The sequence below is a fragment of the Thiomonas sp. FB-Cd genome (genome assembly GCF_000733775.1).
Classification (GTDB): Bacteria; Pseudomonadota; Gammaproteobacteria; order Burkholderiales; family Burkholderiaceae_C; genus Thiomonas_A.
In genome coordinates, this window is the sequence record NZ_JPOE01000005.1 from 606061 (window position 1) to 632404 (window position 26344).

At 63.5% G+C, this 26344-nt stretch carries 26 protein-coding genes; 13 read left to right on the forward strand and 13 right to left on the reverse strand.

Features of this window, described 5'->3' with window-relative positions; genetic code table 11:
* Positions 1–128 precede the first annotated feature (128 nt).
* Positions 129–686 (reverse strand): thioredoxin fold domain-containing protein, encoded by a 558-nt coding sequence (locus CD04_RS22135; RefSeq protein ID WP_197033151.1) that lies wholly within the window; start codon positions 684–686, stop codon positions 129–131.
* Positions 687–735: 49 nt separating this feature from the next.
* On the opposite strand from CD04_RS22135, the gene CD04_RS0116530 reads away from it, so the two are divergent.
* The 12 genes from CD04_RS0116530 to pyk all read left to right on the forward strand — a co-directional run bounded on the left by CD04_RS0116530 (position 736) and on the right by pyk (position 13128).
* Positions 736–1308, forward strand: coding sequence for a hypothetical protein (locus CD04_RS0116530; RefSeq protein ID WP_031408761.1), 573 nt, complete (start codon positions 736–738; stop codon positions 1306–1308).
* A gap of 69 nt (positions 1309–1377) precedes the next feature.
* Positions 1378–1800 carry a PTS sugar transporter subunit IIA gene (locus tag CD04_RS0116535; RefSeq protein ID WP_051849361.1) on the forward strand — a complete coding sequence of 141 codons (423 nt, stop codon included), beginning with the start codon at positions 1378–1380 and terminating at the stop codon, positions 1798–1800.
* Positions 1794–2063: an HPr family phosphocarrier protein gene (locus CD04_RS0116540; protein WP_031408765.1), complete on the forward strand. Its 270-nt coding sequence runs from the start codon at positions 1794–1796 to the stop codon at positions 2061–2063. Before CD04_RS0116535 ends, CD04_RS0116540 begins: the two co-directional genes overlap by 7 nt.
* Before the next feature lie 158 nt (positions 2064–2221).
* Positions 2222–2806, forward strand: a complete 585-nt coding sequence (locus CD04_RS22755) for a Spy/CpxP family protein refolding chaperone (RefSeq protein ID WP_197033152.1) — start codon at positions 2222–2224, stop codon at positions 2804–2806.
* A 39-nt stretch (positions 2807–2845) separates the two neighbouring features.
* Entirely contained in the window at positions 2846–3568 is a 723-nt protein-coding gene (locus CD04_RS0116550) for a winged helix-turn-helix domain-containing protein (RefSeq protein ID WP_031408770.1), read from the forward strand.
* Positions 3569–3635: 67 nt separating this feature from the next.
* Positions 3636–4748 (forward strand): HAMP domain-containing sensor histidine kinase, encoded by a 1113-nt coding sequence (locus CD04_RS0116555; protein WP_038168737.1) that lies wholly within the window; start codon positions 3636–3638, stop codon positions 4746–4748.
* A gap of 50 nt (positions 4749–4798) precedes the next feature.
* Positions 4799–6556 carry a phosphoenolpyruvate--protein phosphotransferase gene (ptsP, locus tag CD04_RS0116560; RefSeq protein WP_031408773.1) on the forward strand — a complete coding sequence of 586 codons (1758 nt, stop codon included), beginning with the start codon at positions 4799–4801 and terminating at the stop codon, positions 6554–6556.
* Positions 6557–7035: 479 nt separating this feature from the next.
* The gene (locus CD04_RS22140) at positions 7036–8187 is read left to right on the forward strand and encodes a M48 family metalloprotease (RefSeq protein ID WP_051849363.1); all 1152 of its coding nucleotides are present in this window, start codon (positions 7036–7038) and stop codon (positions 8185–8187) included.
* Positions 8184–10031, forward strand: a complete 1848-nt coding sequence (locus CD04_RS0116570) for a PglL family O-oligosaccharyltransferase (RefSeq protein WP_231480671.1) — start codon at positions 8184–8186, stop codon at positions 10029–10031. Before CD04_RS22140 ends, CD04_RS0116570 begins: the two co-directional genes overlap by 4 nt.
* A gap of 133 nt (positions 10032–10164) precedes the next feature.
* Positions 10165–10890 carry an AzlC family ABC transporter permease gene (locus tag CD04_RS0116575; protein ID WP_031408778.1) on the forward strand — a complete coding sequence of 242 codons (726 nt, stop codon included), beginning with the start codon at positions 10165–10167 and terminating at the stop codon, positions 10888–10890.
* 12 nt (positions 10891–10902) lie between these two features.
* Entirely contained in the window at positions 10903–11229 is a 327-nt protein-coding gene (locus CD04_RS0116580) for an AzlD domain-containing protein (RefSeq protein WP_031408780.1), read from the forward strand.
* 468 nt (positions 11230–11697) lie between these two features.
* Positions 11698–13128: a pyruvate kinase gene (gene pyk / locus CD04_RS0116585; protein WP_031408782.1), complete on the forward strand. Its 1431-nt coding sequence runs from the start codon at positions 11698–11700 to the stop codon at positions 13126–13128.
* A 63-nt stretch (positions 13129–13191) separates the two neighbouring features.
* On the opposite strand, the gene CD04_RS0116590 is transcribed toward pyk, so the two are convergent.
* The 12 genes from CD04_RS0116590 to purE form a co-directional block, all read right to left on the reverse strand.
* The gene (locus CD04_RS0116590) at positions 13192–13896 is read right to left on the reverse strand and encodes an FHA domain-containing protein (protein WP_031408784.1); all 705 of its coding nucleotides are present in this window, start codon (positions 13894–13896) and stop codon (positions 13192–13194) included.
* Positions 13897–13972: 76 nt separating this feature from the next.
* A complete protein-coding gene (locus CD04_RS0116595) occupies positions 13973–14764 on the reverse strand; it encodes a Stp1/IreP family PP2C-type Ser/Thr phosphatase (protein WP_369792854.1) in 792 nt (263 codons plus the stop codon).
* A gap of 13 nt (positions 14765–14777) precedes the next feature.
* Positions 14778–15497: a TerC family protein gene (locus tag CD04_RS0116600; RefSeq protein WP_031408788.1), complete on the reverse strand. Its 720-nt coding sequence runs from the start codon at positions 15495–15497 to the stop codon at positions 14778–14780.
* Between the two features lie 175 nt (positions 15498–15672).
* A complete protein-coding gene (sucD, locus tag CD04_RS0116605; RefSeq protein ID WP_031408790.1) occupies positions 15673–16569 on the reverse strand; it encodes a succinate--CoA ligase subunit alpha in 897 nt (298 codons plus the stop codon).
* Positions 16570–16702: 133 nt separating this feature from the next.
* Complete coding sequence (gene sucC / locus CD04_RS0116610) at positions 16703–17863, reverse strand: ADP-forming succinate--CoA ligase subunit beta (protein ID WP_031408791.1); 1161 nt, start codon at positions 17861–17863, stop codon at positions 16703–16705.
* Between the two features lie 49 nt (positions 17864–17912).
* Positions 17913–18560, reverse strand: a complete 648-nt coding sequence (locus CD04_RS0116615) for a DUF2889 domain-containing protein (RefSeq protein ID WP_051849364.1) — start codon at positions 18558–18560, stop codon at positions 17913–17915.
* A gap of 116 nt (positions 18561–18676) precedes the next feature.
* A complete protein-coding gene (locus CD04_RS0116620; RefSeq protein WP_031408795.1) occupies positions 18677–19189 on the reverse strand; it encodes a regulatory protein RecX in 513 nt (170 codons plus the stop codon).
* Between the two features lie 130 nt (positions 19190–19319).
* Positions 19320–20369 (reverse strand): recombinase RecA, encoded by a 1050-nt coding sequence (gene recA, locus CD04_RS0116625; RefSeq protein WP_031408797.1) that lies wholly within the window; start codon positions 20367–20369, stop codon positions 19320–19322.
* Between the two features lie 476 nt (positions 20370–20845).
* On the reverse strand, positions 20846–22210 hold the full coding sequence (locus CD04_RS0116630) for an SGNH/GDSL hydrolase family protein (RefSeq protein WP_031408799.1): 1365 nt from the start codon (positions 22208–22210) through the stop codon (positions 20846–20848).
* Between the two features lie 279 nt (positions 22211–22489).
* Complete coding sequence (locus CD04_RS0116635) at positions 22490–23572, reverse strand: L-threonylcarbamoyladenylate synthase (RefSeq protein ID WP_369792855.1); 1083 nt, start codon at positions 23570–23572, stop codon at positions 22490–22492.
* 25 nt (positions 23573–23597) lie between these two features.
* Complete coding sequence (locus CD04_RS0116640; protein ID WP_031408803.1) at positions 23598–24773, reverse strand: 5-(carboxyamino)imidazole ribonucleotide synthase; 1176 nt, start codon at positions 24771–24773, stop codon at positions 23598–23600.
* A gap of 76 nt (positions 24774–24849) precedes the next feature.
* Positions 24850–25332, reverse strand: a complete 483-nt coding sequence (purE, locus tag CD04_RS0116645; protein WP_038168475.1) for a 5-(carboxyamino)imidazole ribonucleotide mutase — start codon at positions 25330–25332, stop codon at positions 24850–24852.
* 115 nt (positions 25333–25447) lie between these two features.
* Between purE and trxA the strand changes: the two genes are divergently transcribed.
* Positions 25448–26344 carry a thioredoxin gene (gene trxA / locus CD04_RS0116650; protein ID WP_031408808.1) on the forward strand — a complete coding sequence of 299 codons (897 nt, stop codon included), beginning with the start codon at positions 25448–25450 and terminating at the stop codon, positions 26342–26344.

Sequence of the window (26344 nt, forward strand, 5' to 3'; positions counted from 1 at the left end):
TAGTATACAGATACTGCATGGAGTATGCAGGACAGCCAACGTCGTTCATGACTGCTCGGTCGCCAGCCCGGTTGCGGCGCCTCCCCAGGCGCGCCTGCGTCGGCCGACGAAGGTCGCTTCAAGCGCGCTTAAAGCGGCGCTTGTGGTTTGGTCGTGCCGGTGCCGCTTGCCCCAAGCCGCTGCGCCCCCTGCTTCAAAGCACGGTCAACAAAAGCCTGATAAAAGTCGGACTCTCCTGCCCCCACCAACCGATCCGCAACCTCTTGACCTTCGGGGCCGAAGAACAGCACGGTGGGAGCCAAACTCACCTTGTAATGCTGTGCCAGTGCTTTGCCGGTGGTCGCCTTGCCGCGGAAATCGAGCAAACGGTAGTCCGGCTCCATCTCAACTTGCAACACGACGTACCCATCCTTTGCCAACCATTGGTAGGTGCTTTTGCGCAGACGCTCACAGTAAGTGCACCCCGGCAGACTGAACATGACGACCAGAGGCTGGTGCTGCGCCGCGGTGCGCGCGACGCTTGCCTGCAAATCGCGTGCAGGGGCCAGGGGCGTGTCACCGCGTGACACGCCGGCCATCGAGAGCGACAGGCCGATTGTGGCCACCGTACCAAACAGCAAAGCGCGCAGGCGCCCGCGCAAGCCGGCGGCCGTGGAACGTGGTGCATTGAAATACGAGTGCAGCATGGCAATACCTCCGGCCGTGTCGATGCACGCATACACGGATAATGCTTCTATGCTAAATCCCTTTCGACACCCCGCACGACTTTGTGGCTGGCACAACCTTGTCGTGCTTCTGATCGCCGCAAGCAGCCTGGCTGCTTGTTCGCCAGCCCTCGATTGGCGCGACATTCGGCCCAAGGACATCGACATTTTGCTCACGTTCCCTTGCAAGCCGCAGCAGATCGCCCAGAATGTGCAGCTGGCCGGCAAAATCGTGCGGATGAGCATGACGGGTTGTGCCACGGATGGCATGACCTTTGCCCTAGCGCACGCGGACATGGGGGATCGCGCACTGGTTGGGCCTGCCATGGCAGCGCTGCACACGGTTGCGCTGCAAAACGTGGCCGGTCGCGTGGTGCACAGCCAACCCGCCGGGGTGGTGCACGCAGCGCACGACCTGCCCGACGCACTGGACCTGGAGATCGCGGGCAAATCGCCCAGCGGAAAGCCCTTGCGCGAACGCGTGGTGCTTTTTGCGCAGGGCACCCAAGTGTTCCAGATCACAACCTTCGCGCAGACCTCGCGCTATCGGGCCGACGCGGCGCAGACCTTTTCCAGCTCAGTCCGATTGCCCGCTCCAGGCTGACCCCGTCGGCCCAAGTGGATGTTGCAATGCAGCTAAACTGCCGCAACAAGCAAACAGGAGTTGCCCTGCATGCCCGGGATTCTCATCATCGCCCACACCCCGCTAGCCAGCGCCCTGCGTGACTGCGCGGCGCACGTGTACGCAAGCTGCCCCATCGGGCTGGAGGCGATCGACGTTCCCGCCGACGCGTCACCCGGAGCCATGCTGGCGCAAGCCAAGTTGGCGCTTGAACGTGTCGCCAGAGATGGTGCAGCGCTGGTGCTCGTGGATGCTGCCGGCGCAACCCCCTGCAACCTCGCCCAACGCCTTGCCGCCGCGCCGGGCACGTCTGCCGTACGGGTGGTGTCTGGCGTGAACCTGCCGATGCTGCTGCGCACCGTGTGCTACCAAAAGGAACCCCTGGATGCGCTGGTCACGCGCGCCCTGGACGGCGGGCAGCGCGGCATCACGGAGTTGAACCTCGACGGGGTGCCCGAGGCCCCAAGATGTTGAAGCGCGAGTTGATCATTGCCAACAAGCTGGGGCTGCATGCCCGGGCATCCGCCAAGCTCACCAAGCTCGCCTCAGAATTCGCCAGTGACGTTTGGCTGAGCAAAGGGTCGCGGCGCGTCAACGCCAAGAGCATCATGGGCGTGATGATGCTTGCAGCGGGCCAAGGGTCAAAGATCGCTGTTGAAGCCGATGGGGACGACGCACAGCAGGCGCTGGACCAAATCGCGCTTTTGGTCGACGACAAGTTTGGCGAGGGCGAATAGCCGGTGACCGCAGGGCACTAATTGCGCTTCTGAGGCTCTCGTAGCCGACCGCAGGTGCCGCTGCAACATTTCCACACACGCGTGGCAAACGCCTGCAAAACTCGGCGTGCATGATGCGGTGCATTGTCCCTTCGAGGGACGCACATGGAAAGATGATCATGTCCCAGAATGCCCCGACCTTCACGCTGCGCAAATATGCTGCCCCCTGGCGAATTGTGGGCGCGTTCGCGCTTGGGCTGTGCCTGCAGGAAGGCACAGCAATGGCGCAGAATACCCCTTCACCGCCGGAGGCGGCTACGGTGAGCCCCGCCGTCCCGTCGACAAGCACAGGCGTGATCAGGTGCCACTGGAGGGGACACGGCGTTGGCCCCCGCATGCAGGCTCTGCTGCACCGCGTGCACGCCACACCGGAACAACGGGAGCGCATCCGCGGGCTGCGGAACACCATGATGGAAAACAATCGACCGCTGATGCAGCAGATGCGCACGGTAAGGGGCGACCGCATGCGGCTTCTGGCCGCCCCCACCATCGACCGCGGCGCGCTGGAAACCATGCGCGGCAAGCAAATGCGCCTGTCCGACGAATTGTCCAAGAACATAAACCAGATGCAGTACGAGATTGCCGAGGTTCTCACCCCGGCGCAGCGTCAAGAGATCTATCGGCTGATTGACGAGCGCCAGCAACACTGCAAAAAGAATGGTGGCTATGGTCCGATGCGCCGTGGCGCTGGTTACCGGCAATAATCTCACACAGGTGCGCTCTGCGCCAAAGATGGCAAGCCAATGAACCCCCGCGTTCTGCTGATTGAAGACGATACCCGGCTCGGCCAGATGGTGGACGACTACCTCAGCGGCGCGGGCTGGCAAGTGCAGCGCGCTGCGACCTTGGCCCAGGCGCAGGCCGCGCTGCACCTGGGCGACGCGGTGGGTCACGGTCCTGGCTTCGATGCCATCGTGCTCGACCTCATGCTTCCCGATGGCGATGGGCTGGACTTCTGTCGAGACCTGCGTGCCGCGGGGAGCGATCTGCCCGTGCTCATGCTCACGGCGCGCGGAGATCCGCTAGACCGTGTGATTGGCCTGGAGCTCGGCGCTGATGACTACCTGCCCAAGCCGTTTGAGCCGCGCGAGTTGAAAGCCCGACTTCGCGCCATCGTGCGACGGCGTCAAGGTGCAGTGGAAACCTCGCAAGTGTTGAGATTTGGCAAACTGGAGGTGGATCCAGCCGCACGGCAGGTTCGGATCGACGGCGAGGTGCGGCCGCTCACCGGCTACCAGTTTGACCTGCTGCTTGCGCTGGCGCGCCATCCCGGACGCGTACTCTCGCGTGACTTCCTTCTCGACGCCGTGAAGACGAGCGACGCGCAGGATGTCTACGACCGCTCCATCGATGTGCACATCAGCCGCATTCGCGCAGCGCTCGAAGATGACCCGCGGCACCCGCGCCGCATTCTCACCCTGCGCGGTGCCGGTTATGTGTTCGCGCGCAGCCAGGATGTGGCGTAACGCTGCGTGCAAGATGCGCAGCCCGGCTTCAACCCCCTCGGCCCGCAAGGCTACCAAGTTGAGTCTGATGCAGCAAGACCAAAGCCAAGCGGCGAGCGCGCCGGCTGGTTTCGCTGTGCGCATGCCGCTGTGGGCGCGCATCGGTCTGGCTCTCGCGCTGGCGCTTCTGGTGCAGGCCTTGGTGTCGGCCATGGTGATGCACTGGCTGTTCTTTTCCGATCCCCAGGAGGTGGCGCTGCGGCATGAAATGTTTCGCGCGTTCATGCATGTTTATGGCATCCAGCCCTCGCCTTGGCGGCGACTGCTGCTGTCACCCCTGACCACGACCGTGCTCACGGCTGTCGTCGTCGGCGCCGTCACGTTCCCTCTGATGCGCCACCTCACGCGCAGGCTGCAACGCCTGCAACGCGGTGTGCAAGCGCTGGGCAACCTGGACCTGGGCGCGCGCATCCCTGTTGAAGGGCGCGATGAGGTTGCCGCCTTGGCGGTGGCGTTCAACCAAGCTGCCGGGCGCATCGAGACACTGGTGAACAGCCACAAATCTCTGCTTGCCTACACGTCGCATGAACTGCGCACTCCGCTTGCGCGTTTGAGCATGGCGCTGGAAACCCTGGGTCAGCCCGCGCTACACGACACGGCGCGTGAAGCCGCCTTCGATGAGGCCCGCCGCGATCTTGCCGAACTGGATGAACTTATCGGCACCATCCTCCTTTTCAGCAGGCTCGATGCCGCAGGCACGCGCGCGCTTGATGTGCGGGAGGTGGACGTGCTGGCTGTGGCCGCCGAGGAAGCGGCGCGGGAGAATATCGAGGTGCAGGGCGACTGGGTGCGGATCCAGGGCGATGAACGCCTCCTGCGCCACGCAATCCGCAACCTGCTGGATAACGCCCGCAAGCACGCGCCCGGGCACTTGGCCGAATTGACCGTGCAGCTCACAGCGCGTGGGGCACGCGTGACTGTCTGCGACCGTGGTCCGGGTGTGCCGCTGGCCGAGGTCGAGCGCATATTCGAGCCGTTCATTCGCCTCCACGGCCGCGGGGATGGCAGCGGCCTGGGTCTACCCCTCGTGCGACGCATTGCGCGGCTGCATGGTGGCGATGCGTACTATGAGCCAAATCCAAAAGGCGGCGCCTGCTTTGTGCTCGACGTGGCCAGCTTGGACCCCGCCCTGCGCCCCTAAAATTGTGCCGGCGTAAACGCGCCGTTCCGCGCGGCATCTACCATTGCGCCATGGCACTGCAAATCTTCGGTATTCCGGTTTCTCGGGGCATCGCCGTCGGGCGAGCGGTGCTGATGTCCTCGGCGCGTCTGGACGTTGCACATTATTTTGTCGACCCCGGCCACGAAGAGCAGGAAGTCAATCGCTTGCGCGCGGCGCGCCAGGCCATACGCGCTGAATTGGACGCACTGCAACTGGAGTTGCCGAGTGACGCCCCACCCGAACTCAGCGCCTTCATCGACGTGCACAAGATGCTGCTGGACGATCCGCAGATTGGCCGGGAAACGGCCACCTGGATCCGCAAGCGGCGTTACAACGCCGAGTGGGCGCTAACCGCGCAACTGGAAGTGATTGGGCGCAGCTTCGACGAGATGGACGACGCATACCTGCGCGAGCGCAAGGCCGACGTGGAGCAAGTCGTCGAGCGTTTGCTGCGTGCGCTGCGCGGCACCGGCGGCATGGCCCGCGGCACTGCCGGAGACGAAGACCTGGTGCTGGTGGCCCACGATATCGCCCCCGCCGACATGATGCAGTTCAAGCAGGGCGTATTCCGCGGGTTCGTCACCGATGTGGGCGGCAAGACCTCGCACACCGCCATCGTCGCGCGCAGTCTGGACATCCCGGCCGTGGTCGGCGCGCGTGAGGCCAGTCGCCTCATCCGTCAGGATGACTGGATCATCATCGATGGCGACAGCGGCCTGCTCATCGTCGACCCCTCGCCCATCATTCTCGAGGACTACCGCGTGCGCAAGCAGGAGTCCGAACTCGGCCGCCAGCGCCTCACGCGTCTGAAGAATACGCCGGCACGCACGTTGGACGGACAGATGGTGGAACTGCTCGCAAACATCGAGCTGCCCGATGATTGCGAAACGGCGCTCGCTGCGGGCGCTGCTGGAATTGGCTTGTTCCGGACCGAGTATCTGTTCATGAACCGCGCCCACGACCTGCCCGGCGAGGACGAACAGTATGAAGCCTACCGCCGCGTGGTGCAGGGCATGAACGGGCGTCCGGTCACCATACGCACGATCGACATCGGAGCTGACAAGCCCCTTGACGCCGAGGCGAACTACCGGGACGGCGAGTTTACCCACCTCAACCCTGCACTCGGCTTGCGCGCGATACGCTACAGCCTGTCCGACCCCGCCATGTTTCGGGTGCAGTTGCGTGCGCTGCTGCGTGCCGCAACCCATGGACCGCTGCGCATTCTCATCCCCATGCTGGCGCACGCCACCGAGGTTCACCAGACATTCATTCAGCTCGACATGGCCCGCGCCGAACTGGCGGCATCGAGTCGGCCGCACGGCGTGCCCGAGACCGGTGCCATGATCGAAGTGCCTGGCGCGGTGCTCATGTTGCCCCTGTTCCTCAAACACTTCGACTTCATCTCGGTCGGCACGAACGATTTAGTGCAATACACGCTGGCCATCGACCGTGCCGATGAGAGCGTGGCCGGCCTATACGATCCGCTGCATCCGGCCGTGCTGCAACTGTTGGCCCAGACCATTGCCCAAGCGCACGCGGCCGAGAGCTGGAAGGGACGTGCCGTCCACGTCAGCGTATGCGGGGAAATGGCGGGCGACCCAGCTCTCACCCGCTTGTTGCTGGGACTCGGCCTGCGGAGTTTTTCCATGCACCCGGCACAACTGCTGAGCGTCAAGCAAGAGGTGCTGCGCGCCGATTGCGCCAAGCTTGCCCCTTTGGCACGAGCCGTACTGGCCGAATACGAGCCCGAGGGCCAACAACGCGCACTTGCCGCGCTCATGAACTGAGGGCGGCAGCGCCGACCACGCCGCGCGCGGCACTTCACCTTTTCCGCCATGACCGAATCATCTTCTGCATCGCCGCGCCAAGGGCAGGCGCTACAACGGCCTTCCCGGCGCCGGTTTTTGCGCTGTGGCCTGTGCGGGTTTTCCTTGTTCCTGGGCGTCCAAGCGGACACCCGCGCAGCGGAGGATGAATCGATCGCAAGCCTACCGGCGTTGGGCGATGCGGCGCAAGGCTTGCTGTCGCCCGCCGTGGAAACCCGGCTCGGCCAGCGCATCATGTCGGAGATACGCCAGCAACCTCAATACCTTCACGACGTCCTATTGCGCGACTACCTCCAGGGCATCGTCGAACGGCTCACCCCGGCTGCCGACGCGGCCGCAGAGCCTGCTGCCCCGCACCACTTTGGCGTGTTCCTGCTGCGTGACGCCACCTTCAACGCCTTCGCTCTTCCCGGGGCAAGATCGGTGTTCACACCGGACTGGTGGTGGACGCGCAAGCCGAGGCGCAGCTGGCCGCGGTCTTCGCGCACGAGCTCTCGCACATCACCCAGCGGCATATCGCGCAGCGATTGGCGCAGGCGAGCACTGGCAACGTTCTGTCCATCGGCTCACTGGTGCTCGCCATCCTGGCCGGCGTCGCCGGCAGCGGACAGGCCGCCGAAGGGCTAGCGCTCGGTGGACAGGCGGCCGCGGTGGACCGCGCATTGCGCTTTTCGCGCAACAACGAGCGCGATGCCGATCGTGTCGGCACCGGGATACTGCGTGCTGCCGGCTATCCTCCCCAAGCAATGGCCAGCATGCTCGAGCGGTTGCAGAACTTGTCGCGTCTGGACAACGCCAGCGTCTTCGCATTCCTGCAAGACCACCCGCTGACAAGTGAACGCATCGCCGACGCACAGGCACGCGGCGGCAACCAGCCCCTCCCCCCAGACCGCAGTCTGCCCTTTTGGTTGATGAATGCGCGCGCCCGCGTGCTGACGTACCAGCGCGCGGACGACCTGCGTCGCCTCGCCGAGCAGCTGGCTCAGCCGTCGCCCGACCGGCCCCAGGACTTTCCAGCTCAGCGGGTCGCTTGGGCCTATGGCGAAGCGCTGGCATGGCTCGACGTCAAGCGGCTGCGCGCGGCGGACGCGGCTCTCGATGAGGCTACACGCCTTGCCGCGAGCTTCAGCGCCCCGGATCGCCTGCCGCTGGATCTGGCGCAAGGCGAGATCCTGCTCGCTCGCTCAAAGCCGCAGGCCGCAGTGGAGCTCGCGCACCGCTTGCGTACAGTGGACGCAACCTCGCGCGCCGTACTCCACCTGCAAGCACGCGCGCTACTCGCCTTGCCCGATAAACATGCAGCACGCGATTTCCTGCGTGAACAGACCGTGCTGCATCCGCGCGACGCGCGGATGTGGACCTGGCTTGCCCAGTCCTACGCTGCCACGGGCGAGTTTGCAGCCCAGCACCGAGCCACTGCCGAGGCGTATGCCCTGCAGGGCAATCTTGAAGCCGCTGTGCTTCAACTCAAGATCGCCCAGCGTACGCCGGGCGCCAACTACTTCGAGGCCTCCATCATTGACGCCCGCCTGGAGGCGCTGCAGCAGCAATTGAAACAGGACAAAAAGCTTGACAAACTTCTTCCGCAATGACGCGATCGCCTGACGCCCTGAACAGCAAGCCCGGCGCAAGCCCTGCTGAGCTCCTGCTGCTGCTCGCGCTTGCCCTTCCTTTCGTCTGGCCCTTCGACCCCGGCCCCACCGCCAAAGCTGGCAGCATGCTGCTTGCGGCAGGGTTATGGAGCTTGGTCGTTCTTGCCATGGCCGCAACAGGCTATGTCCCGCGCCGAGGCGCTGCTGTGTGGGGCTTCGTCGCGCTGGGCGCGGTGCTCGCCGCGCAAACACTGGGCGGCTACCTCGCCTATCCAGGGCAGGGCTGGCTCTCCGTGCTCCTCCTGTTCGGTGCAGCGCTGGTGGCCGGATTGGGCTTGGCTCTGTCGCGCGAGCCTTCCTGGTTGCGAATTGCATCAGCCGCCTTGCTTGCACAGGGGTTGGCGCAGGTGGCGATCGGGCTGGTGCAATTCTGCTTATGGCAGGCGCCTGCGCTCGGCCAATGGTTTAACGCACATGCTCCTTGGTTCTACCAGTTGATCAGCTTCCCCGGCAGTGGCCGGATTTATGGCAACCTGCGCCAACCCAATCATTACGCCACAGCCGTGGCCCTGGGCTACGCGGGGTTGGCCGGGTTGGCCCCGCGGTTGCGTGTACGGCACATCTGGATGGCTAGCGTGCTCATGGCATGGGCGCTTGTCGTCAGTGGCTCGCGCACGGGCACGGTGCATGTGGTCGCGGTCAGTCTACTGGTTCTGTTGGCTGTACCTGGCGCGTGGCGCAGCCCGCAGTGGCGGCCGCTGCTCGCCGCTCCACTCCTGTACGCGGCTTGGTGGTTCGTCCTGCACGAAGCTGACCATTTGGGTCTGATCAGCTATCTGGACGCGGTGACCCGTCAGCTTGACCAACCCGTGAACGCGCGCTCCATCATCTGGCGCAACGCATGGCAGGTTTTCCAGATGCACCCGCTCACCGGCTGGGGCTGGGGTCAAATTGGCTGGGGTCTGGAGCAAACCACATTGGCGGGCCATTTGCATCCCCTGCCGCTCGACAACATTGACAATGCGCACGACCTGATCCTGCAGCTCCTGGCTGAGACCGGGATTGCGGGCACGTTGCCCGTGATGCTGATCGCTGCCGTGTGGGTTTGGAAGGTGGTGCAGCCTTGGCGCGCAGGCACGGCCGGCGCAGCGCGACGCATTGCCCTGCTGCCCGGTTTGATGGCCGCAACCTTCATCGCCATGCACAGTCTGGTCGAATACCCGCTTTGGTATGTTTACTTCCTGCTCACCTTCGCCTTCGTGATGGGGTGGGCCGAAGGCGCTGCGATGCCTGTGCATCTCACGGCGTCGCAACGCAGCCGGGTTCCGCTGGGCGCGCGACGCATGGCGGGTGTTGTTGCCGGTGGATTGGCTTTCCTCCTGGTCATCAAGGCCGGAGCGGACTACGCGCGCACCTCGGATGTGTACGGCGCCGACCCCCGAGCCAGTCTGCAGGCGCGCAAGACGGCGCTACGCGACGACTGGTTTTTCCTGCCGCTGGCACAGTTTGCGCAGGCTGCTGCCGTGCTGCCTGCTCCGGGTGCGAGCCGCAGCGAACTGCTGGCTGACTTGGCCCTTCTCGATCGCTCGTCTCACGCCTGGGGTGACCCGGGTCTGCTCACGCGCCGCATGATTGTGCTGCTGCGCCTCGGCGAAACGGACAAGGCGCTGGAGCTCGCTCGCTATACCGCCCATGCGTTTTGGAGGTACGCCCCCCAGACGGCCATCAACTTCGGCACGCTTGCGGCCGCAAGCGGCCTGCAGGGCGACCCACGGGTGGCGCAAATCCAGGACATCTTGCGTCGCGCGCCTGTTCTGAGACGCATCGTGGTGCCACGGCGGTAGCCGCGCAGCGCTTGCAGGGGTTTTTGCCGCGGCGCAAAATAACGCCTATTGAAGGGCTGTTGCACCCCGCCGGTCGTACGCGTACACAGCCTGGATTCGCGTGCGAACCCACCCCACCACGGAGAGAGTTTTGTTGCCAACTCGCATCAGCCAGGTCCTGGCCAGCCCCGCTTTTCGCGAAGGCGCACGAGATATGCGCGCAGTCGGCCTCGGGGTGAGCGCCTGGGGTCTGGTGACCGGCGTGGCGATGGTCAAATCGGGCCTGAGCGTTGGACTGGCGCTGGTCATCAGCCTGACGGTGTTCGCTGGTAGCGCGCAACTTGCGGCGCTTCCCCTGATCGCAGCGGGGGCCCCATTGCTGCTGGTGCTCGGCGCGGCATTTTGCGTGAATCTTCGCTTTGTTGTCTTCAGTGCGCAGATGCGCCCTTACCTGGAGCGCCTCAGCCTGCGAAGACGGCTCGCCTATGGCTATTTGATCGGCGACGTCAACTTGGTCATGATGCTGCGCCGCCATCCCGTAGCCGACGGAAGCGCCACGCAGACGCAATACTTTCTTGGTGGTGGGTTGACCAACTGGGCGTTTTGGCAGGTGCCGTCGATCGTTGGCATTCTCCTCGCTGACCTGTTTCCGGATTCGTGGGGCGTGGCCTTTGCCGGAACGCTGGCGCTTTTGGCCATCGTGCTGGGGCTGATGGCCAACCGCGCGGTGGCCGGGATCATCATCATGGCTTCGGCACTGAGCACGGCGCTGTTCTGGCTGCCCCTCAAGCTCAACCTTGTGTTGGCCATCTTGCTGGCCCTGATGGTCGGCATGAGCTGGGATGCATGGGCCCAACGGCGCACGGGACTTGCGATCTAACAGGCGCCTCCCATGAGTTTCCTGAACGACACTGCCCTGGTGGTGGGCCTTACCACCGTGACCGTCATCTCGCGCGCGTTGTTTCTGATGCCACACAAGCCGTGGGACCTCCCCTCGCGCCTGCGCTTGGCGCTGCGGTACGCCCCCGCTGCAGCATTGGCGGCTGTGGTCGCGCCCGAGTTGCTGCTACACACCAGCTTGGGGCCCTCCTGGGTGAAGCTGGGTGCTGCGGCCGTCGCGAGCGGCTACTTTCTGTGGCGCCGCGGCATTCTTGGCACAATCCTGACCGGCATGCTGGCCTACTGGGTGTTGATGGGGCTTCAGCGCTGGCTGGGCTGAGTTGGCTCCACGGCTCGGGGCTGCGTCACCATATGCCGTCGCCTAAGCCGCGCTTGGGCGAGTGCGCCACTTTGACGGATGACCCCCGGTTGCTCTGCCGGGCGTCGTCGAGTCCGGCCCCCTGTCTCCCCGGCGATTGGAAACTCTTGTTTCCGGCGCACCCCGTGGGAACGCGCACGAGGGGCGACGGTGATGCCCGCATCTGCGCGTCGGGGATCCTGTGCCCGTCGCGAGCATCCGCTTCGCGTGAGCACTGCGCCGCCACCAAAGCGATTTCGCGCAAGATGGGCGAGGGGTGCCACGAACTGCCCTTGGCGTTACCCACATTGGGCGCCGGGGTCTTGGCTCGTGCGCATCGGAGTGGCGTGCGCCACATCAAAAATTGAGCGCAGCACGTCGGTCTTTTACACGAAACTGACGCGAAGTGGCCCTACACTGCAGAGCATTCATTCACGCCTCCTTCATTCCATGTCCCGCGCTACCAAAATCGTTGCCACCATTGGCCCGGCCAGTTCGTCTCCCGAAGTGCTTGAGCGCATCATCCGCGCCGGCGTGGACGTGGTGCGATTGAACTTCTCACACGGAAAGGCTCAGGACCACATCGATCGTGCGGCGCTGGTCCGCGAGACGGCGACCCGGTGCGGAAGGGAAGTGGCCATCATGGCGGATCTGCAAGGACCGAAAATCCGCGTGGGCAAATTTGAAAACGGCAAAGTTATGCTGGAAAACGGCAAGCGATTCACGCTTGATGCCGAGTGCGAACTGGGCAATCAGGATATCGCGGGCCTCGATTACAAGGATCTTCCTCGCGACGTGAAGCCGGGCGACCGCCTGCTCCTCAATGACGGGCTCATCGTGCTCGCGGTGGACGCGGTCGATGGCTCCAAGATCATCACCACGGTGGTCATCGGCGGAGAGCTGTCGAACAACAAAGGCATCAACAAGCAGGGCGGCGGGCTTTCAGCACCTGCGCTTACGGCGAAGGATATGGAAGACATCCGCACCGCCATGGCCTTCCGGGCTGATTACCTGGCCGTGTCGTTTCCCAAGAACGCCACCGACATGGAACTTGCCCGGCAACTCGCCAACGTCGCCGGGGATCCTCACGGTCACAGGCCAGGGCTCATCGCCAAGATCGAGCGCGCCGAAGCCATTCCGGCGCTGGCTGAGATCTTGCGCGCCTCCGACGGCATCATGGTCGCACGAGGCGACTTGGCCGTCGAAGTCGGCAATGCGGCGGTACCGGCACTACAAAAGCGGATGATCCGGATGGCCCGCGACATGGATCGAGTGGTGATCACGGCAACCCAGATGATGGAGTCGATGATCACCAACGCGGTGCCGACCCGCGCCGAGGTGTCGGATGTTGCCAATGCAGTACTCGATGGCACTGACGCGGTCATGCTCTCGGCCGAGACCGCCGCGGGCAAGTATCCGGTGGAGACTGTGGAGGCCATGGCAAGCATCTGCCTTGAGGCAGAACGTTTTGAAGAGATGAAGCTGGAGCATGACTTCATCGACAAACAGTTCACGCGCATTGACCAGTCCATTGCCATGGCAGCACTCTTCACTGCCCACCATTTGGGCTGCAAAGCCATCGTCGCTCTCACCGAATCCGGGTCGACCGCGCTATGGATGAGCCGCCACCGCGTGCGCATGCCGATTTACGCGCTGTCCCCCAAGGAAGGCTCGGTGCGCCGCATGGCCTTGTACCGCAATGTGCGGCCAGTGCTCATGCATTTTTCGAAAGATCGCGATGAAGCCCTGAAACAGGCGGAGACCCTTTTGGTCAGGAACCGCGCGCTGACCGGGGGGGACAGCTATGCGATCACTTGTGGAGAGCCCATCGGCACCGCCGGCGGTACCAACATGCTCAAGGTCATGCGCGTCGCACGCTGATCGCTGGATGATTCAGAGCCAGGGCGTGGACGACCGCGCTGGCGATGCAGGCTCGGCGTCTTCTCAGGCCGGCAGAATCTGCAGCCGCGTGCCGCCTGCCAGCTCAATGACGTCGCCCGCGGCGAGTACCGCAGGAACGAGTCCAAGCGCTCCACCATTGATGCGCACGCGCTGCTCACCTTCGACTTGGGAGAGTTCGTAACCACGCGGATTGCGCTGGATGGATACCACCATCACGCCATGCTGGCCGAACGTGGTTTGCGGCTTGCTCAGAGCCAACTCGGTACCCGCTGCAGGCCCGCTCACCACGCGGATCTTGAAGGTCGGTAGGCTCGGGTCGTTATATTGCGTGGGGCTGTAGCTGGAGGTCGCCGCGCCACGCGAGTTGCGAAAGCCGGAACTGGCTGCACCGGAGTTGCTGAAGCCAGTCGGGCCAAATCGCGAATTGCCAAAGCGCGAACCTGCGAAGGCCGACGCCTTCGAGTCCGACAGCAGGCGCAGCGTGTACTTGCCAATGTCGAGCGAATCCCCCTCATTAAAGGGCGCTCGCTTGATCGGCTTGCCATTGATGTATGAACCGTTCGTGCTGCCGAGGTCCTGCACCACATAGCCCTCACCCTCACGCAGCAGGACCGCATGCTCGCCGCTGACTGCCAGGTTGTCGATCACCACGTCGTTGTGCGGACGACGCCCCAGCGTAATGCGGTCCTTATTGAGGACCACTTCCTTAAGCACCTTGTCGTCGAGAAAGATGACCAGCTTGGCCATGGCGATTCTGCCTTGTGGTTGGGGTTGGAAGAAAACGTCAGTGGGAAATTACGCCGGGCTACGCTTGTTATGGCAATTATTCGTGGGAATGGTGATTCACCTGAACCATGATGACTGAAATATTATCGCGCCCGCCAGCCAGATTGGCTTCCTGCACAAGCCGTCGCGCCGCAGCCTCGGCGGCCCCATCGTAGTCGTTGAGTATCGTCTGCATCGTGTTGTCGGACAGCATATCGCTCAAACCGTCGGAGCAAAGCAGGATCTGGTCCCCGGGCAAAACCGGGTGCATGGTGATTTCAGGCTCCAGCGCAAGGTCAACACCCAGTGCGCGTGTCACCAGATTTTTCACGGCCTTGCCGCTGGGATCGCCCGCTCGGACAAGGCCCATGTCGATCTGCTCCTGGAGCAACGAGTGATCCTTGGTGATTTGCGACAGGCGCCGCTGTCGCAAAAGATAAGCGCGCGAATCGCCAGCATGTCCCAGCACCACCACATTGCCCGTGAAGGCGGCCACCACGAGCGTCGTTCCCATGCCTGTGTAGCGTGCGTCCTGCTTGGCGGAGCGGTAGATTTGGCTATTTGCGCGGCGGATTGCTTCGCTCATGGCCTGCGACAGATCCATGGCGCTGATGCGTGGATACTCGCCCTTTAATCGCGCCAAATCGGCACAAATCTGCGCCGCTGCCACCCCGCTGGCCACCTCACCGGCCGCGTAGCCGCCCATCCCGTCCGCCAACACTGCGATGCCTGACATCGGATCGCAGGCAATGGCATCCTCATTGTGCTCACGAATCCGGCCCTGGTCAGTGCAACTGACCATTTCCAGTCTTGCAACAGGCGGCGGTGCGGCGATGCGTTCCATGGTCATGCGCCCTCCGCGATCAGCATCCGACCACCGGCTGGCGATGGCGCTCGCGCATCCACCGCCCCACGCCCCATACCAACACCGCGCCCACGGCACCGGCAACTGCCGTTGCATGCTTGGCCCACGTTTGCTGCGTCCACGGCTCAGCCAGAGGGTCCGTGACAACCAGTCCCCCAGCGATCCAACCCAGCAGCATGGCGCCCAACGTGATGATGACAGGGAAACGAGCCATCAACTGGATGACCAACTGGCTGCCCCAGACGATGATGGGCACGCTGAGCGCGAGTCCGAAAATGACCAGGATCAGGCTGTGATCAGAACCCGCGTTCTGGGCCGCCCCGGCGATGGCGATCACGTTATCCAGGCTCATGACGAAATCAGCCACGATCACGGTCTTGACGGCAGACCAAAGCCTGTCTGGCGCATTGACAGCGCCATGCCCGCCATGGTCCTCTTCTTCAGGCTGCATGAGTTTGACACCGATCCAGAGCAGCAGCAGCGCACCCGCGATTTTCAGAAAAGGCAGCCTCAGCAGCGTGAGCGCGAAGAAGATCAGGACCACGCGCAACGCCACCGCGCCCACCGTACCCCAGATGATGGCTTTCCGGCGCTGCAGCGGTGGCAGTTTTCGACTCGCGAGTGCGATGACCACAGCGTTGTCACCACCCAGCAGGATGTCGATGAGGACGATTTGGCCCAGGGCAGCCCAGAAAACGGGAGTGAGAAAGGAATCCAGGGTCAAGGTGAAGCTCCGAATGCTCGCGGTGTGTGCAATGCGCAGGCGTGCGCACGTCACCGCAGCATAGCGGGAGACGACCGCGAACGAGCGGAGACAGGCCGTGTGGCTCTCGCCACTTGTGCGGACTGTGGCAGGATTCAGACGCGCGCCTGCACGCGCGCCCCGAGGTTCCTCAACCCAGTCGCTGCTTGATGAGCTTACCCATTTCCGAAGGATTGCGCGTCACGGTGAAGCCGCAAGCATCCATCACTTCGAGCTTGGCTTCGGCCGTATCGGCACCGCCGGAAATGAGCGCTCCGGCATGGCCCATGCGCTTGCCCGGTGGCGCGGTGACGCCCGCGATGAATCCGACGATGGGCTTGCGCATATGCTCCTTGGCCCATCGTGCGGCTTCGGCCTCGTCCGGTCCTCCGATCTCGCCGATCATGATCACGCCATCGGTATCCGGATCGTCATTGAACAACTTCAGGACGTCGATGTGCTTCAAACCGTTGATCGGATCGCCGCCGATGCCCACGGCGCTGCTCTGCCCCAATCCCAACTCCGTGACCTGACCCACCGCCTCGTAGGTAAGCGTACCGGAGCGCGAGACGACGCCGATGCGGCCCTTGCGGTGGATGTGCCCGGGCATGATCCCGATTTTGATTTCGTCGGGCGTAATGAGGCCCGGACAGTTCGGCCCAAGCAGCAGTGTCGGTTTTCCGCCCTGGGCTTCCCTGGCTCGCATCTTCGCGCGCACTTCCAGCATATCGCGCACCGGAATGCCCTCGGTGATGCAGATGACCAAGTCAAGGCCAGCCTCCACCGCCTCCCAGATGGCCGCGGCAGCGCCAGGGGGAGGGACGTAGATCACGGACACCGTGGCAGCCGTGGCGGCCCGCGCCTCGGCAACGGTTGCGTGAATCGGAATACCTTCGAAGTCTTCTCCAGCCTTCTTGGGGTTGACTCCAGCGACGAAGGCAGCGCGTCCATTTGCATACTCGCGGCACATGCGCGTATGGAACTGGCCTGTCTTTCCCGTGATGCCCTGGGTGATGACCTTGGTGTGTTTGTCGATGAGGATGGACATGAATATGGCTCCGATCGTGGCAAAGGATGCGTCGGCACATTCCGACGGCCCTTTGCCTAAGGGTTTTGTGGCTAGCGCAATGAGCTTGGGGCGGCCTTACGCCATTGCGTGAACAGGGAGAAGACGATCACCATCAAGCCGCTGCTGCAACGACCTTTTCAGCCGCTTCAGCCAGGGTTTCAGCACTGATGATCGGCAGACCTGACGCAGCCAGCATCTGCTTGCCCTGATCCTCATTGGTGCCCTTCATGCGCACCACCAGTGGCACCTTGAGTGACACCGCCTTGCTGGCGGCAATCAGCCCTTCGGCAATCACGTCGCAGCGCATGATTCCACCGAAAATGTTCACCAAGATGGCCTTGACATGCGGGTTGTGCAGCATGATCTTGAACGCTGCGGTGACCTTCTCGGCCGTTGCGCCACCACCCACGTCGAGAAAATTGGCCGGCTCGCCGCCGAACAGCTTGATGGTGTCCATCGTGGCCATGGCCAGGCCCGCACCGTTGACCAAGCAGGCGATGTTCCCGTCGAGTTGGATGTAGGACAGCTCGTGCTTCGACGCCTCGATCTCCGCGGGATCTTCCTCGTCCAGATCGCGCATGGCGACGAGTTCGCTGTGGCGGAACAACGCGTTGTCGTCGAAGTTGAACTTGGCGTCCAGCGCCTTGACGCCACCGTCACCTTGCAGGATGAGAGGATTGATCTCGGCCAGCGACGCATCCTTGTCCCAAAATGCACGGTATAAGCCCTGTAGCGCACGGGCACCTTCGGCTCGGCTGGCCTCCGGCAGGCCGATGCGCTCGCACAGCAGCAGCGCATCAGCGTCTTGCAACCCAGCCAGAGGGTCAACCCAGACCTTATGAATTTTCTCCGGTGTCTTGGCCGCCACCTCTTCGACGTCCATGCCCCCTTCGCTGGAGGCCATGACGACGATCCTCTGGGCTGCTCGGTCAATGACCAAACCGGCGTAAAACTCCTTTCGAATATCAGCGCCTTCCTCAATGAGCAACCGGCGCACCGTCTGGCCTTGGGGGCCGGTCTGGTGGGTAATGAGTTGCATGCCCAGCATCTGCCCAGCCAACTGGCGCACCTCGTCCACGGACCGGGCCAGCTTCACGCCCCCACCCTTTCCGCGGCCGCCGGCGTGAATCTGCGCCTTGACGACCCACACGGGGCCGCCCAGGTTCTGCGCCGCGTGCACAGCCTCGTCCACGGTGAAAGCCGGAGTACCACGCGGCACCGGCACGCCATATTCCTTCAGGATCTGTTTGCCTTGGTATTCGTGGATCTTCATTGTGGGGGGGTCTCCAGTGGTTGTTGGTGCCGTGCGCCGCGCGCGGCGCTCAGGTGGTGGATGGGGGTGAAATCTGGGGGTTCGCTTCAACGGCGGCTGCCCCTGCGACAGGCGGCTTCGACCAGCGTGGGTAGTAGCGCAGCACGGCGGGCCCATCGAGGCGAAGAGCGTGGCAACGGTCGAGCTGGAACGGCTGCCGGCTGTCTCCCGCTTCGGGTCGCACCACTTCTCCGGCGAAGGCTTGGATGGCTGCGGTGGGCAGGACACGCGTGAGCTCGGTGATGTGTGTGCAGCCGAGCACTCCATGCAGACACTGCTTGACGGCATGGGAGAAGCCTCGCAGCAGGTTCATCCCGATCAGGGCACGGTAGGCAGCGCCATAGTCTTCGCAGTAACCGGGATAGGGCGATGCGTGCGTTTTCGCCTCCGCGTCAACCACGTGGAAGGTGGTGTCGATGGTCAGGCGCAAATGCATGTGATGAATCGGTTCGCCCGCGCGGCGCAGCCCGGTAGCCAACTCAAAATCCCGTGCCTTGGTGTCAACGAGCTCAGCCTCGATATCCCACAGACCATCATCGCGCGCATAAATCTGCACATCGATGGCACGCTTGTGGACCAGGCGGCGGGTGGCAGGGCGAGCGGCGCGCGCGCGGCGATCAGCAGGGGGCGCGTGGGGGGAAGTCTCGGTGAGCGGCACGGGAATTGATGCAACGCAAAAAATTAAGTTTAGCAGCGCGTCGCATCAGGCATGCAAGCGGCCGGCTTGCACCGGCGCATGAGCGCGAATGCGGGCCATCAAAACCGCGCGCCCTTTCAACTCTCACCATCGGCGTCACCCGCAAGATGCGACGCATCGGCGCCGCGCTCCCCACGGATCGCCTGCATCACCACCTCGCGGCCGAAGCCCCGTGCCAGCAAGAAGCGCTGCTGTCGCGCACGCTCCTGGGCAGTCGCGGCGGGCTCCGGATATCGCCTGCGCAGGATGTGCTGCGCCCGAAGCAGCTCGGGCTCGCGCTGCGCACCCAAAACATGATCGACCAGATCACCGTCCAAACCATGGCTGCGGAGTTCAAGAGCGATCCGCTGGCGGCCATACTTGGCTTGGCGCCTGCGTGCCAATGACTCGGCGAAACGCTGCTCGTCGAGCAGCCCCAAGGTCTGCAGCTCGTCAAGCAACGCGGCAAGAGCCGCGAGATCGGGTGCAGATTCGTTCTCGCTGGGCTTGATCGTGCGTGCGAGTTTGCGCTCGAGCTCAATGCGACTGTACTCGCGCGTTGCCAACAGGCGCAGGGCACGGGCTCTGAGGCTTGGCGCCGGCGCAGCCATGACGAATTACCAACCGGGCAAGCGCGGGCAAGCGCCTCGACACACGCGGCCCTGGAGTGCTCCCTGGCGCTCCCTGCGAGCACCGAAGGGGATTTGCCAGGGCTGCGCACGACGCACAACAGCGGCAGACTTACTCATCCATCTGGGGCTCAACCGCCGGTTGCATGCCCGGAACGCCAAGTTGCTCCCGCACGGCATTCTCAATCTCACGGGCAATGGCTGGATTCTCCTTGAGAAACTCGCGGGCGTTGTCTTTGCCCTGACCGATCTTCTCGCCCTTGTATGCGTACCAGGCCCCGGACTTGTCCACGACTTTCGCCGTCACGCCGAGGTCGATGATCTCCCCCTCGCGGGAGATCCCTTCACCGTAGAGAATATCGAACTCGGCTTGTTTGAACGGCGGCGCAACCTTGTTCTTCACAACCTTGACCTTCGTCTCCGAGCCAATGACCTCTTCACCCTTCTTGATGGCACCGATGCGGCGTATATCCAGGCGTACCGAGGCGTAAAACTTCAGCGCGTTGCCACCCGTGGTGGTTTCCGGGTTGCCAAACATCACGCCGATTTTCATGCGGATCTGATTGATGAAAATGACCAGGCAGTTCGTGCGCTTGATGGTGCCGGTGAGCTTGCGCAGCGCCTGGCTCATGAGTCGCGCCTGCAAGCCGGGCAACGAGTCACCCATCTCGCCCTCGATCTCGGCCTTCGGCGTGAGGGCCGCAACCGAATCAATCACAATCAGATCCACCGAACCCGATCGCACCAGGGCGTCGGCGATTTCCAGCGCCTGCTCTCCGGTATCGGGCTGAGAGATGAGCAAGTCCTGCAGGTTCACACCCAGCTTTTGCGCGTACTGCGAATCCAGCGCGTGCTCAGCGTCGATGAAAGCGCACACACCGCCGAGTTTTTGCATCTCGGCGATGACTTGCAGGGTCAGCGTGGTCTTGCCCGATGACTCCGGCCCATAGATTTCCACCACGCGCCCACGCGGCAAGCCGCCCACGCCAAGCGCGATGTCCAGACCCAATGAGCCCGTGGAGACCACTTGAATGTCTTCAACCACCTCGCCTTCGCCCAGGCGCATGATTGACCCCTTGCCGAACTGCTTCTCGATCTGCGACAAGGCCGCTGCCAGCGCTTTTGACTTTTCTGCGTTCATCATGCCCTTGCCCTGTTCCATTTCTCAAGCCCCATTTGTTTCACGATAGGGCACAATTTACCATAACTGTATAAACCTACAGCCTCATTGCACGCACCCCGCCAAGCGGAGCTTTATGCCTGCCTTCGGAGACTGCGGCGCTCATTGTGCACACCTGCAAGCCGGCCGCGCAGGCACCGAGCATTGTGATGCCATGCCCACGAGCGAGCGAAGGCCTCAGCACGGTGCGCACGGTCCTGCGTTGACGGATGGGCCGACAGGTCGCGTGGCTGATCAGCGCACGCCGGTCCGGCGCACTGTCTGAGCATTGGGATTTCCTGGCCTCGCTCTGCCGTCGACGGATTGGGCGGGATGATGCTTACCATCAGCCCCGACCGCGGCCCAAAGCGCTGAGGTCAATGGTGAGCTGCGCCTTGACCGGGACAATGTCAGCTTTGAACTGCCGGATCGAACTCCACTGGGTGACTCAAGCCCAATCGTTGACCTGTTGATCGCCGTCATGGTGCCCAGCCGAACCCCGCCATGGCATGCAAGGTCGCAGCAGCGATGACTTGGTAGCCCGCAGGCGTCGGGTGCACTGTATCCGCAAACAGCCAACTCCCAAGATTGGAAGGGTTTGCTCCCGCAGCAGCGTTCGGCGTGTTCACGTTGCAAAGCAGGGAACTCGGCACGAGCTGCATGTTGCACCACGGCGTCGTGACATTGGTAAAGCCGAACTGCGCAGGCTGCGCGATTTCCTGATTGAACAGTGCATAGCCGTCGATCATTTTGACTGGCCTGCCCTGCAGTTGGTTCAGCAAGCGCTGGTTAAACACCTTGACGAGCCTGGACAGGATGTAGCAGGGTTGGGCGGGATCCTGATTGTTGCAGGTCGTGCCGCCCGACAGTGACTGCCCAAATGGGGAAAGTGAAGAGTTGGGCAAGGTGTACACCATGACGTACTGCCCCCCCATGGCAATGATCTTCTGAACCACCGCCGCAAGTTGATCCGCTGCTGCCGCCACAGTGGACTGCGCCACTGTCAGTGCGTGCAGCGTGGCCCTCTGCTGCACGGCAGCGACCTGGTCCTGCGTCAGCGGGGATCCTGCCTGGGCCGCCTCGGCCACCGCTTCGGTCACAGCGCTTTGCACCTGCGTGCTGAGATTGGCTAGCGCGGCAAAAACATCGTTGTTTCCGGCAAAGACGGTGATGAGCTGGCTTGGATTGAACGCTCCAAACTGGGCATGGTAATTTCGCACCTGCTGGGTCACCGGGATCGTCAGAGCTCCTTGAGCGTGCCCGATGCCGTCCGGGTTGCGAACCATGGAGCCGCCCTCGGCAAAGTCCGTGCACGAACCCTGCAAGGCGAAGGCGCAAAGTGCCTGAGTGACATTCGTCGTTACGCCAAACGGAGTCAGATAGACCGCCCCCTGCGGCGAACCATAGCCCACAAGATTCGGCGTCATACGCAACCCGAGGTCCTGGGCAAGGATGGTGGTCCAATTGCCGGAAGGCGCGCCGTTCACCGTGAATTGCCCCCCTTCGGGGTAAGGCAAGCCATCGAACGCGACGTTGTACGGCGCAACGCTATAAATGCTGACCGCAGCCAGCGTGTAAGCGCCATCATCGGACAAGCTGTCGCCAAACACCACCGTCTGCTTGAACCCACCATCTGGCGCCTGCGAGGGGGCCGTGCTGGCAGCATTGACACTCGAAACTGTGGACAGTCTGGGGTACTGCGGCCCCTCGTCGCCTCGGATGCCGGCCGCGTTGGCGCTCGAAACGGGGGAAAGGGAGGATGCGCCGCCGGAGTCCGCTCCCCAATAGCCGCCAAGGGCCAGGACGGTTGCGAGAGTTACGGCGGGCCAAGGTAGGTTACGCATGCTGATGCCTCCCAAATTTGACTTGACGGAGGTTCTGGCTGACGTCGGATCGGCAAGACAACCTCAACTCCGAGCACGAAATCAAGTGACCGTTCACGAACAGACTATCCGACGCAGCGCTTCGTGAGCAAGTCCGGATTACCCTGAGACGGATGGATTGTCGCCCTTAACACCTGCCAGCTACAGTGGCGCCACACCCGACCACATCGTCCGCGCTGCGTGTTCGACGCCCTGAAGCTTGACCGCCACGACCGGCGATTGGTGCCTGGGAACGCTGCGTTACGCCCCCTGCACGCGCGAGCCGTGGGAAGCGCGCTGCAGACGGTCGCGCACAGCATCCCAAGCCGGATCGGACGGCGGCATCTCAACCCAAATGGCGTCCAGGCCCCGCGTGTCCAACTCGCGCAAGGTGGCATAAAGCGCATGGGCGAATCCCGCAGCATCCGAAGGTAGCGCAAACCAAGTTCCCGACGCGTTGTCCCCTGGCTGGGGATGCACGGCGATGACACCGACCTGGCGCGCTGTAGACCAACGGGCATCAATCTCCGGGGCCGCGCGCAAAAAAAGTGGCGTTGCTGGCGCATAGTGCGCCGCCAGCGCTCCCGGGACTCGCGGTGAGATGTCAAATCTCCGGGCCCGTCGATCGTTTGCGGATTCCACAGCGAGCGCACCCCGGCTCGGCGCCTCGAGCTGGGTGGATCTCTGCAAACCCAGGAGGAGCGGGTCACACCCCAGAACGGTGGCAATAGCCTCGGCGGGGAGCCCGCCCGGGCGAAGGATGCGCGGAACGCCGCCACTTTGCACCTGCGAGCAGTCGACGATGGTGCTTTCGATGCCCACCGTACAAGCCCCGCCATCGAGCACCATGGCCACTGCGCTCCCCAATTCGGCGCGTACGTGCGCTGCCGTCGTCGGGCTGACGCGACCGAAGCGGTTGGCCGACGGTGCGGCCAAACCTCCTTCACCATGCCTGAAAATGGCCAGCACAGCTTGAGCCATCGAGTGAGCGGGACTGCGTAACGCGATCGTGTCCTGCCCACCGGCGCACGCCACGGCCATCCCGGAACGGCGTCGCAGGACAAGGGTGAGCGGGCCTGGCCAGAATGCATCAATGAGCCGGCGCGCCGCATCCGGCAGCCCGACGGCCCAGCGCTGAGGGTCCGCATCGCGGTGGAGATGGACAATGACCGGGTGATCCGCGGGACGCCCTTTGACGGCAAAGATTTTGCGCACAGCGTCCGCGTTGTCGGCGTCTGCCGCCAACCCATAGACGGTTTCGGTGGGCAAACCGATGAGTTCGCCGGCTTCCAGCAACCGGGCCGCCCGCGCGATCTCGGACGGGCGCATTGTGGGTTCGCTCACCACGTGAGGACCTTATCGTGGCGACTCAAAAGGGCGCCAAACCCAGTGCGGCGCACGCCTGCAGCGCGCTTGCCCGCGCAGCCTGGGGCGTGGCTGCGGTAAACGTCAGGTGGCCCATCTTGCGCCCGGCCCGCGCTTCACGCTTGCCATACAAGTGCAAATGCGCGCCGGACAGACCCAGCACGGCTGGCCAGTCGGGCTCGCGCCGGCTGCCTGCCGCGTCGAACCACAGATCTCCCATCAGATTGAGCATCACAGCCGGGCTATGCAACCGCGGCTGCGCCAGGGGCGCACCGACAAGAGCACGCACCTGAAGGTCAAATTGGGAGAAATCGCAGGAATCCAGCGTGTGATGCCCGGAGTTATGGGGCCGCGGCGCCATTTCGTTGGCCACGAGACCTCCGTCCTCCAGCAGGAAGAACTCCACGCACAGCACACCCACGTAATCCAGCCCCTCTGCAATGGCCAGCGCCGCCTGGACCGCGCGCTCGGCGGTGGCCGGGTCCAGTTCGGGCGCCGGGGCGAAGCTGGCGAACAAGATTCCAGACCGGTGCAGATTCTGTTGGGGTGGGAAATACACCATTTTTCCGTCTCTGGCCCGTGCCAAGATCACGGAGATCTCGAGGTGCAAATCAAGCTTGCGCTCCAGCACGCAAGGCACGCCGCCGAGCGCACGCCAAGCCGCAGGCAGCTCGGCAGCGCTTGTCACCCCAGCTTGGCCCTTGCCGTCGTAGCCCATGCGTGCGGTCTTCAATATGCCCGGCACGAGCCCATCGATCTGCGCGCCGCGCGCGGCCTCCTCGCTGTCAATCCGAACATGCGGCGCGCACGGCACGCCCAGACGGGTAAACAAGGCCTTCTCGGCGGCCCGGTCCTGGCAAGTGGCGACGGCTGGCGCATGTGGAGCCAGCTGCACATGTGCGTCCAGCCAGCGCAGTGCGGTGGCTGGCACGTTCTCGAACTCCACGGTGACGGCTGCAGCGCTGCGGGCTAGCTGGTGCAGGCCATCGGCGTCATCATAGGCAGCGTTGATATAAATCGGGGTGACTTGAGCTGCCGGTGCGTGGGCGTCGGGCTCCATGACTGCAACGCCATAGCCGGCGGCCTGCGCCGCTTGGGAGAACATGCGGCCAAGCTGGCCTCCACCGAGCACGCCAAGGGTGGCGCCTGGTGCGATGTAGGGGAAAGAGGCAGATTTCATTGATCCTTGGCGGCACCCGCCCTGTGCGACTGCGCGACGGCCGTGTGCGGCCGGATGGAATCGGGAGCGCGAAGGCTCAAAGCCCCACCTGCATGGCTTCAGCCTGCGCCGTCTGCTCGGCGCGGAACACGCCCAGGCGAGCCTCCAGGGCTGGATCGGATGCGGCAAGCATGGCCACGGCGAACAGTGCGGCATTGGCCGCTCCGGCCTCTCCGATGGCAAAGGTGGCTACGGGCACGCCTTTGGGCATTTGCACAATGGACAACAGGGAATCTTCACCGCGCAGGTACCTGCTCGGCACCGGCACGCCCAGGACGGGCACTGTGGTTTTGGCGGCCAGCATGCCGGGCAGATGCGCCGCGCCGCCCGCGCCGGCGATGATCGCACCGACGCCGCGGGCGCGTGCAGTCTCCGCATAGGCGAACATCGCGTCCGGCATGCGATGGGCCGACACAACGCGAGCCTCGAACGGGACATCGAAGCGCGCAAGAATCTCCGCCGCGTGTCGCATCACGTCCCAGTCAGAACTTGAACCCATCACCACGCCGATCAACGCCATGGACGCTCCCATCGAAACCCGACATTTTACGGGTACCGGTATGCTTTGCCCTGAAGCCCCACGCGCTGGAAATGTCGCGCCTTGGCCCCATATATCGAGTTTTGGAGCAACCATCATGATCGACGCAACCATTGCCAATTTTGAAACCGAGGTGGTTGAAACCTCAAGGACGATTCCCGTACTGGTGGATCTATGGGCGCCATGGTGCGGCCCTTGTCGCAGCCTCGGCCCCGTGCTGGAAAAGCTGGAAACCGCCTATTCCGGACGATTCAAACTCGTGAAGGTCAACACGGAGGAGGAGCAAGACCTCGCGGTCGCTTTTGGCGTGCGCAGCATCCCCATGGTGGTGTTGATGAAGGACGGCCAACCGGTCGACGGCTTTGTCGGTGCGCTGCCCGAAGCGCAGATCCGCCAGTTCCTCGACAAGCATGTGCCTGCAGCGGCCGAGCCGGAACCAGCCGAGGACGAGGCTCAAGCCCTCGAAACTCTCGCGAGCCAAGACCCGAATGCCGCGCTCGAGAAACTCCAACAAGCGCTGGCAACCAATCCAGCTAACGACACGGCTCGCGTGGACTACGTCAAGCTGCTTCTCCAGCAACAACGGGTGGACGATGCGCGCCGCGCTTTTGAGCCTCTTGAGGGCAAGGTGGTACTGGATCCGCGCGCAGCGGCACTCAAGCACTGGCTGGATGCCATCACCGCGGCCGCCGCTGCACCCGACGAGAGTGCGTTACTGGCGGCCATTGCCGCCAACAAGCGCGACTTCAGCGCGCGCTTTGCGCTCGCACAGCGCCATATGGCGGCGCAACGATGGACGATGGCAATGGATGATCTGCTCGAAATCCTGATGCGCGACAAGTCATGGAATGATGAGGCGGCACGCAAAACGTATTTGGCGATACTCGAGATCATCACGCCGCCCGCAGCCAGCCCCGCCGAAGGGAAGGCTCCTGCCACGGATCCGACGGTGGAAGGATACCGCCGCCGCTTGAGTATGGTGGTGCTGAGCTAA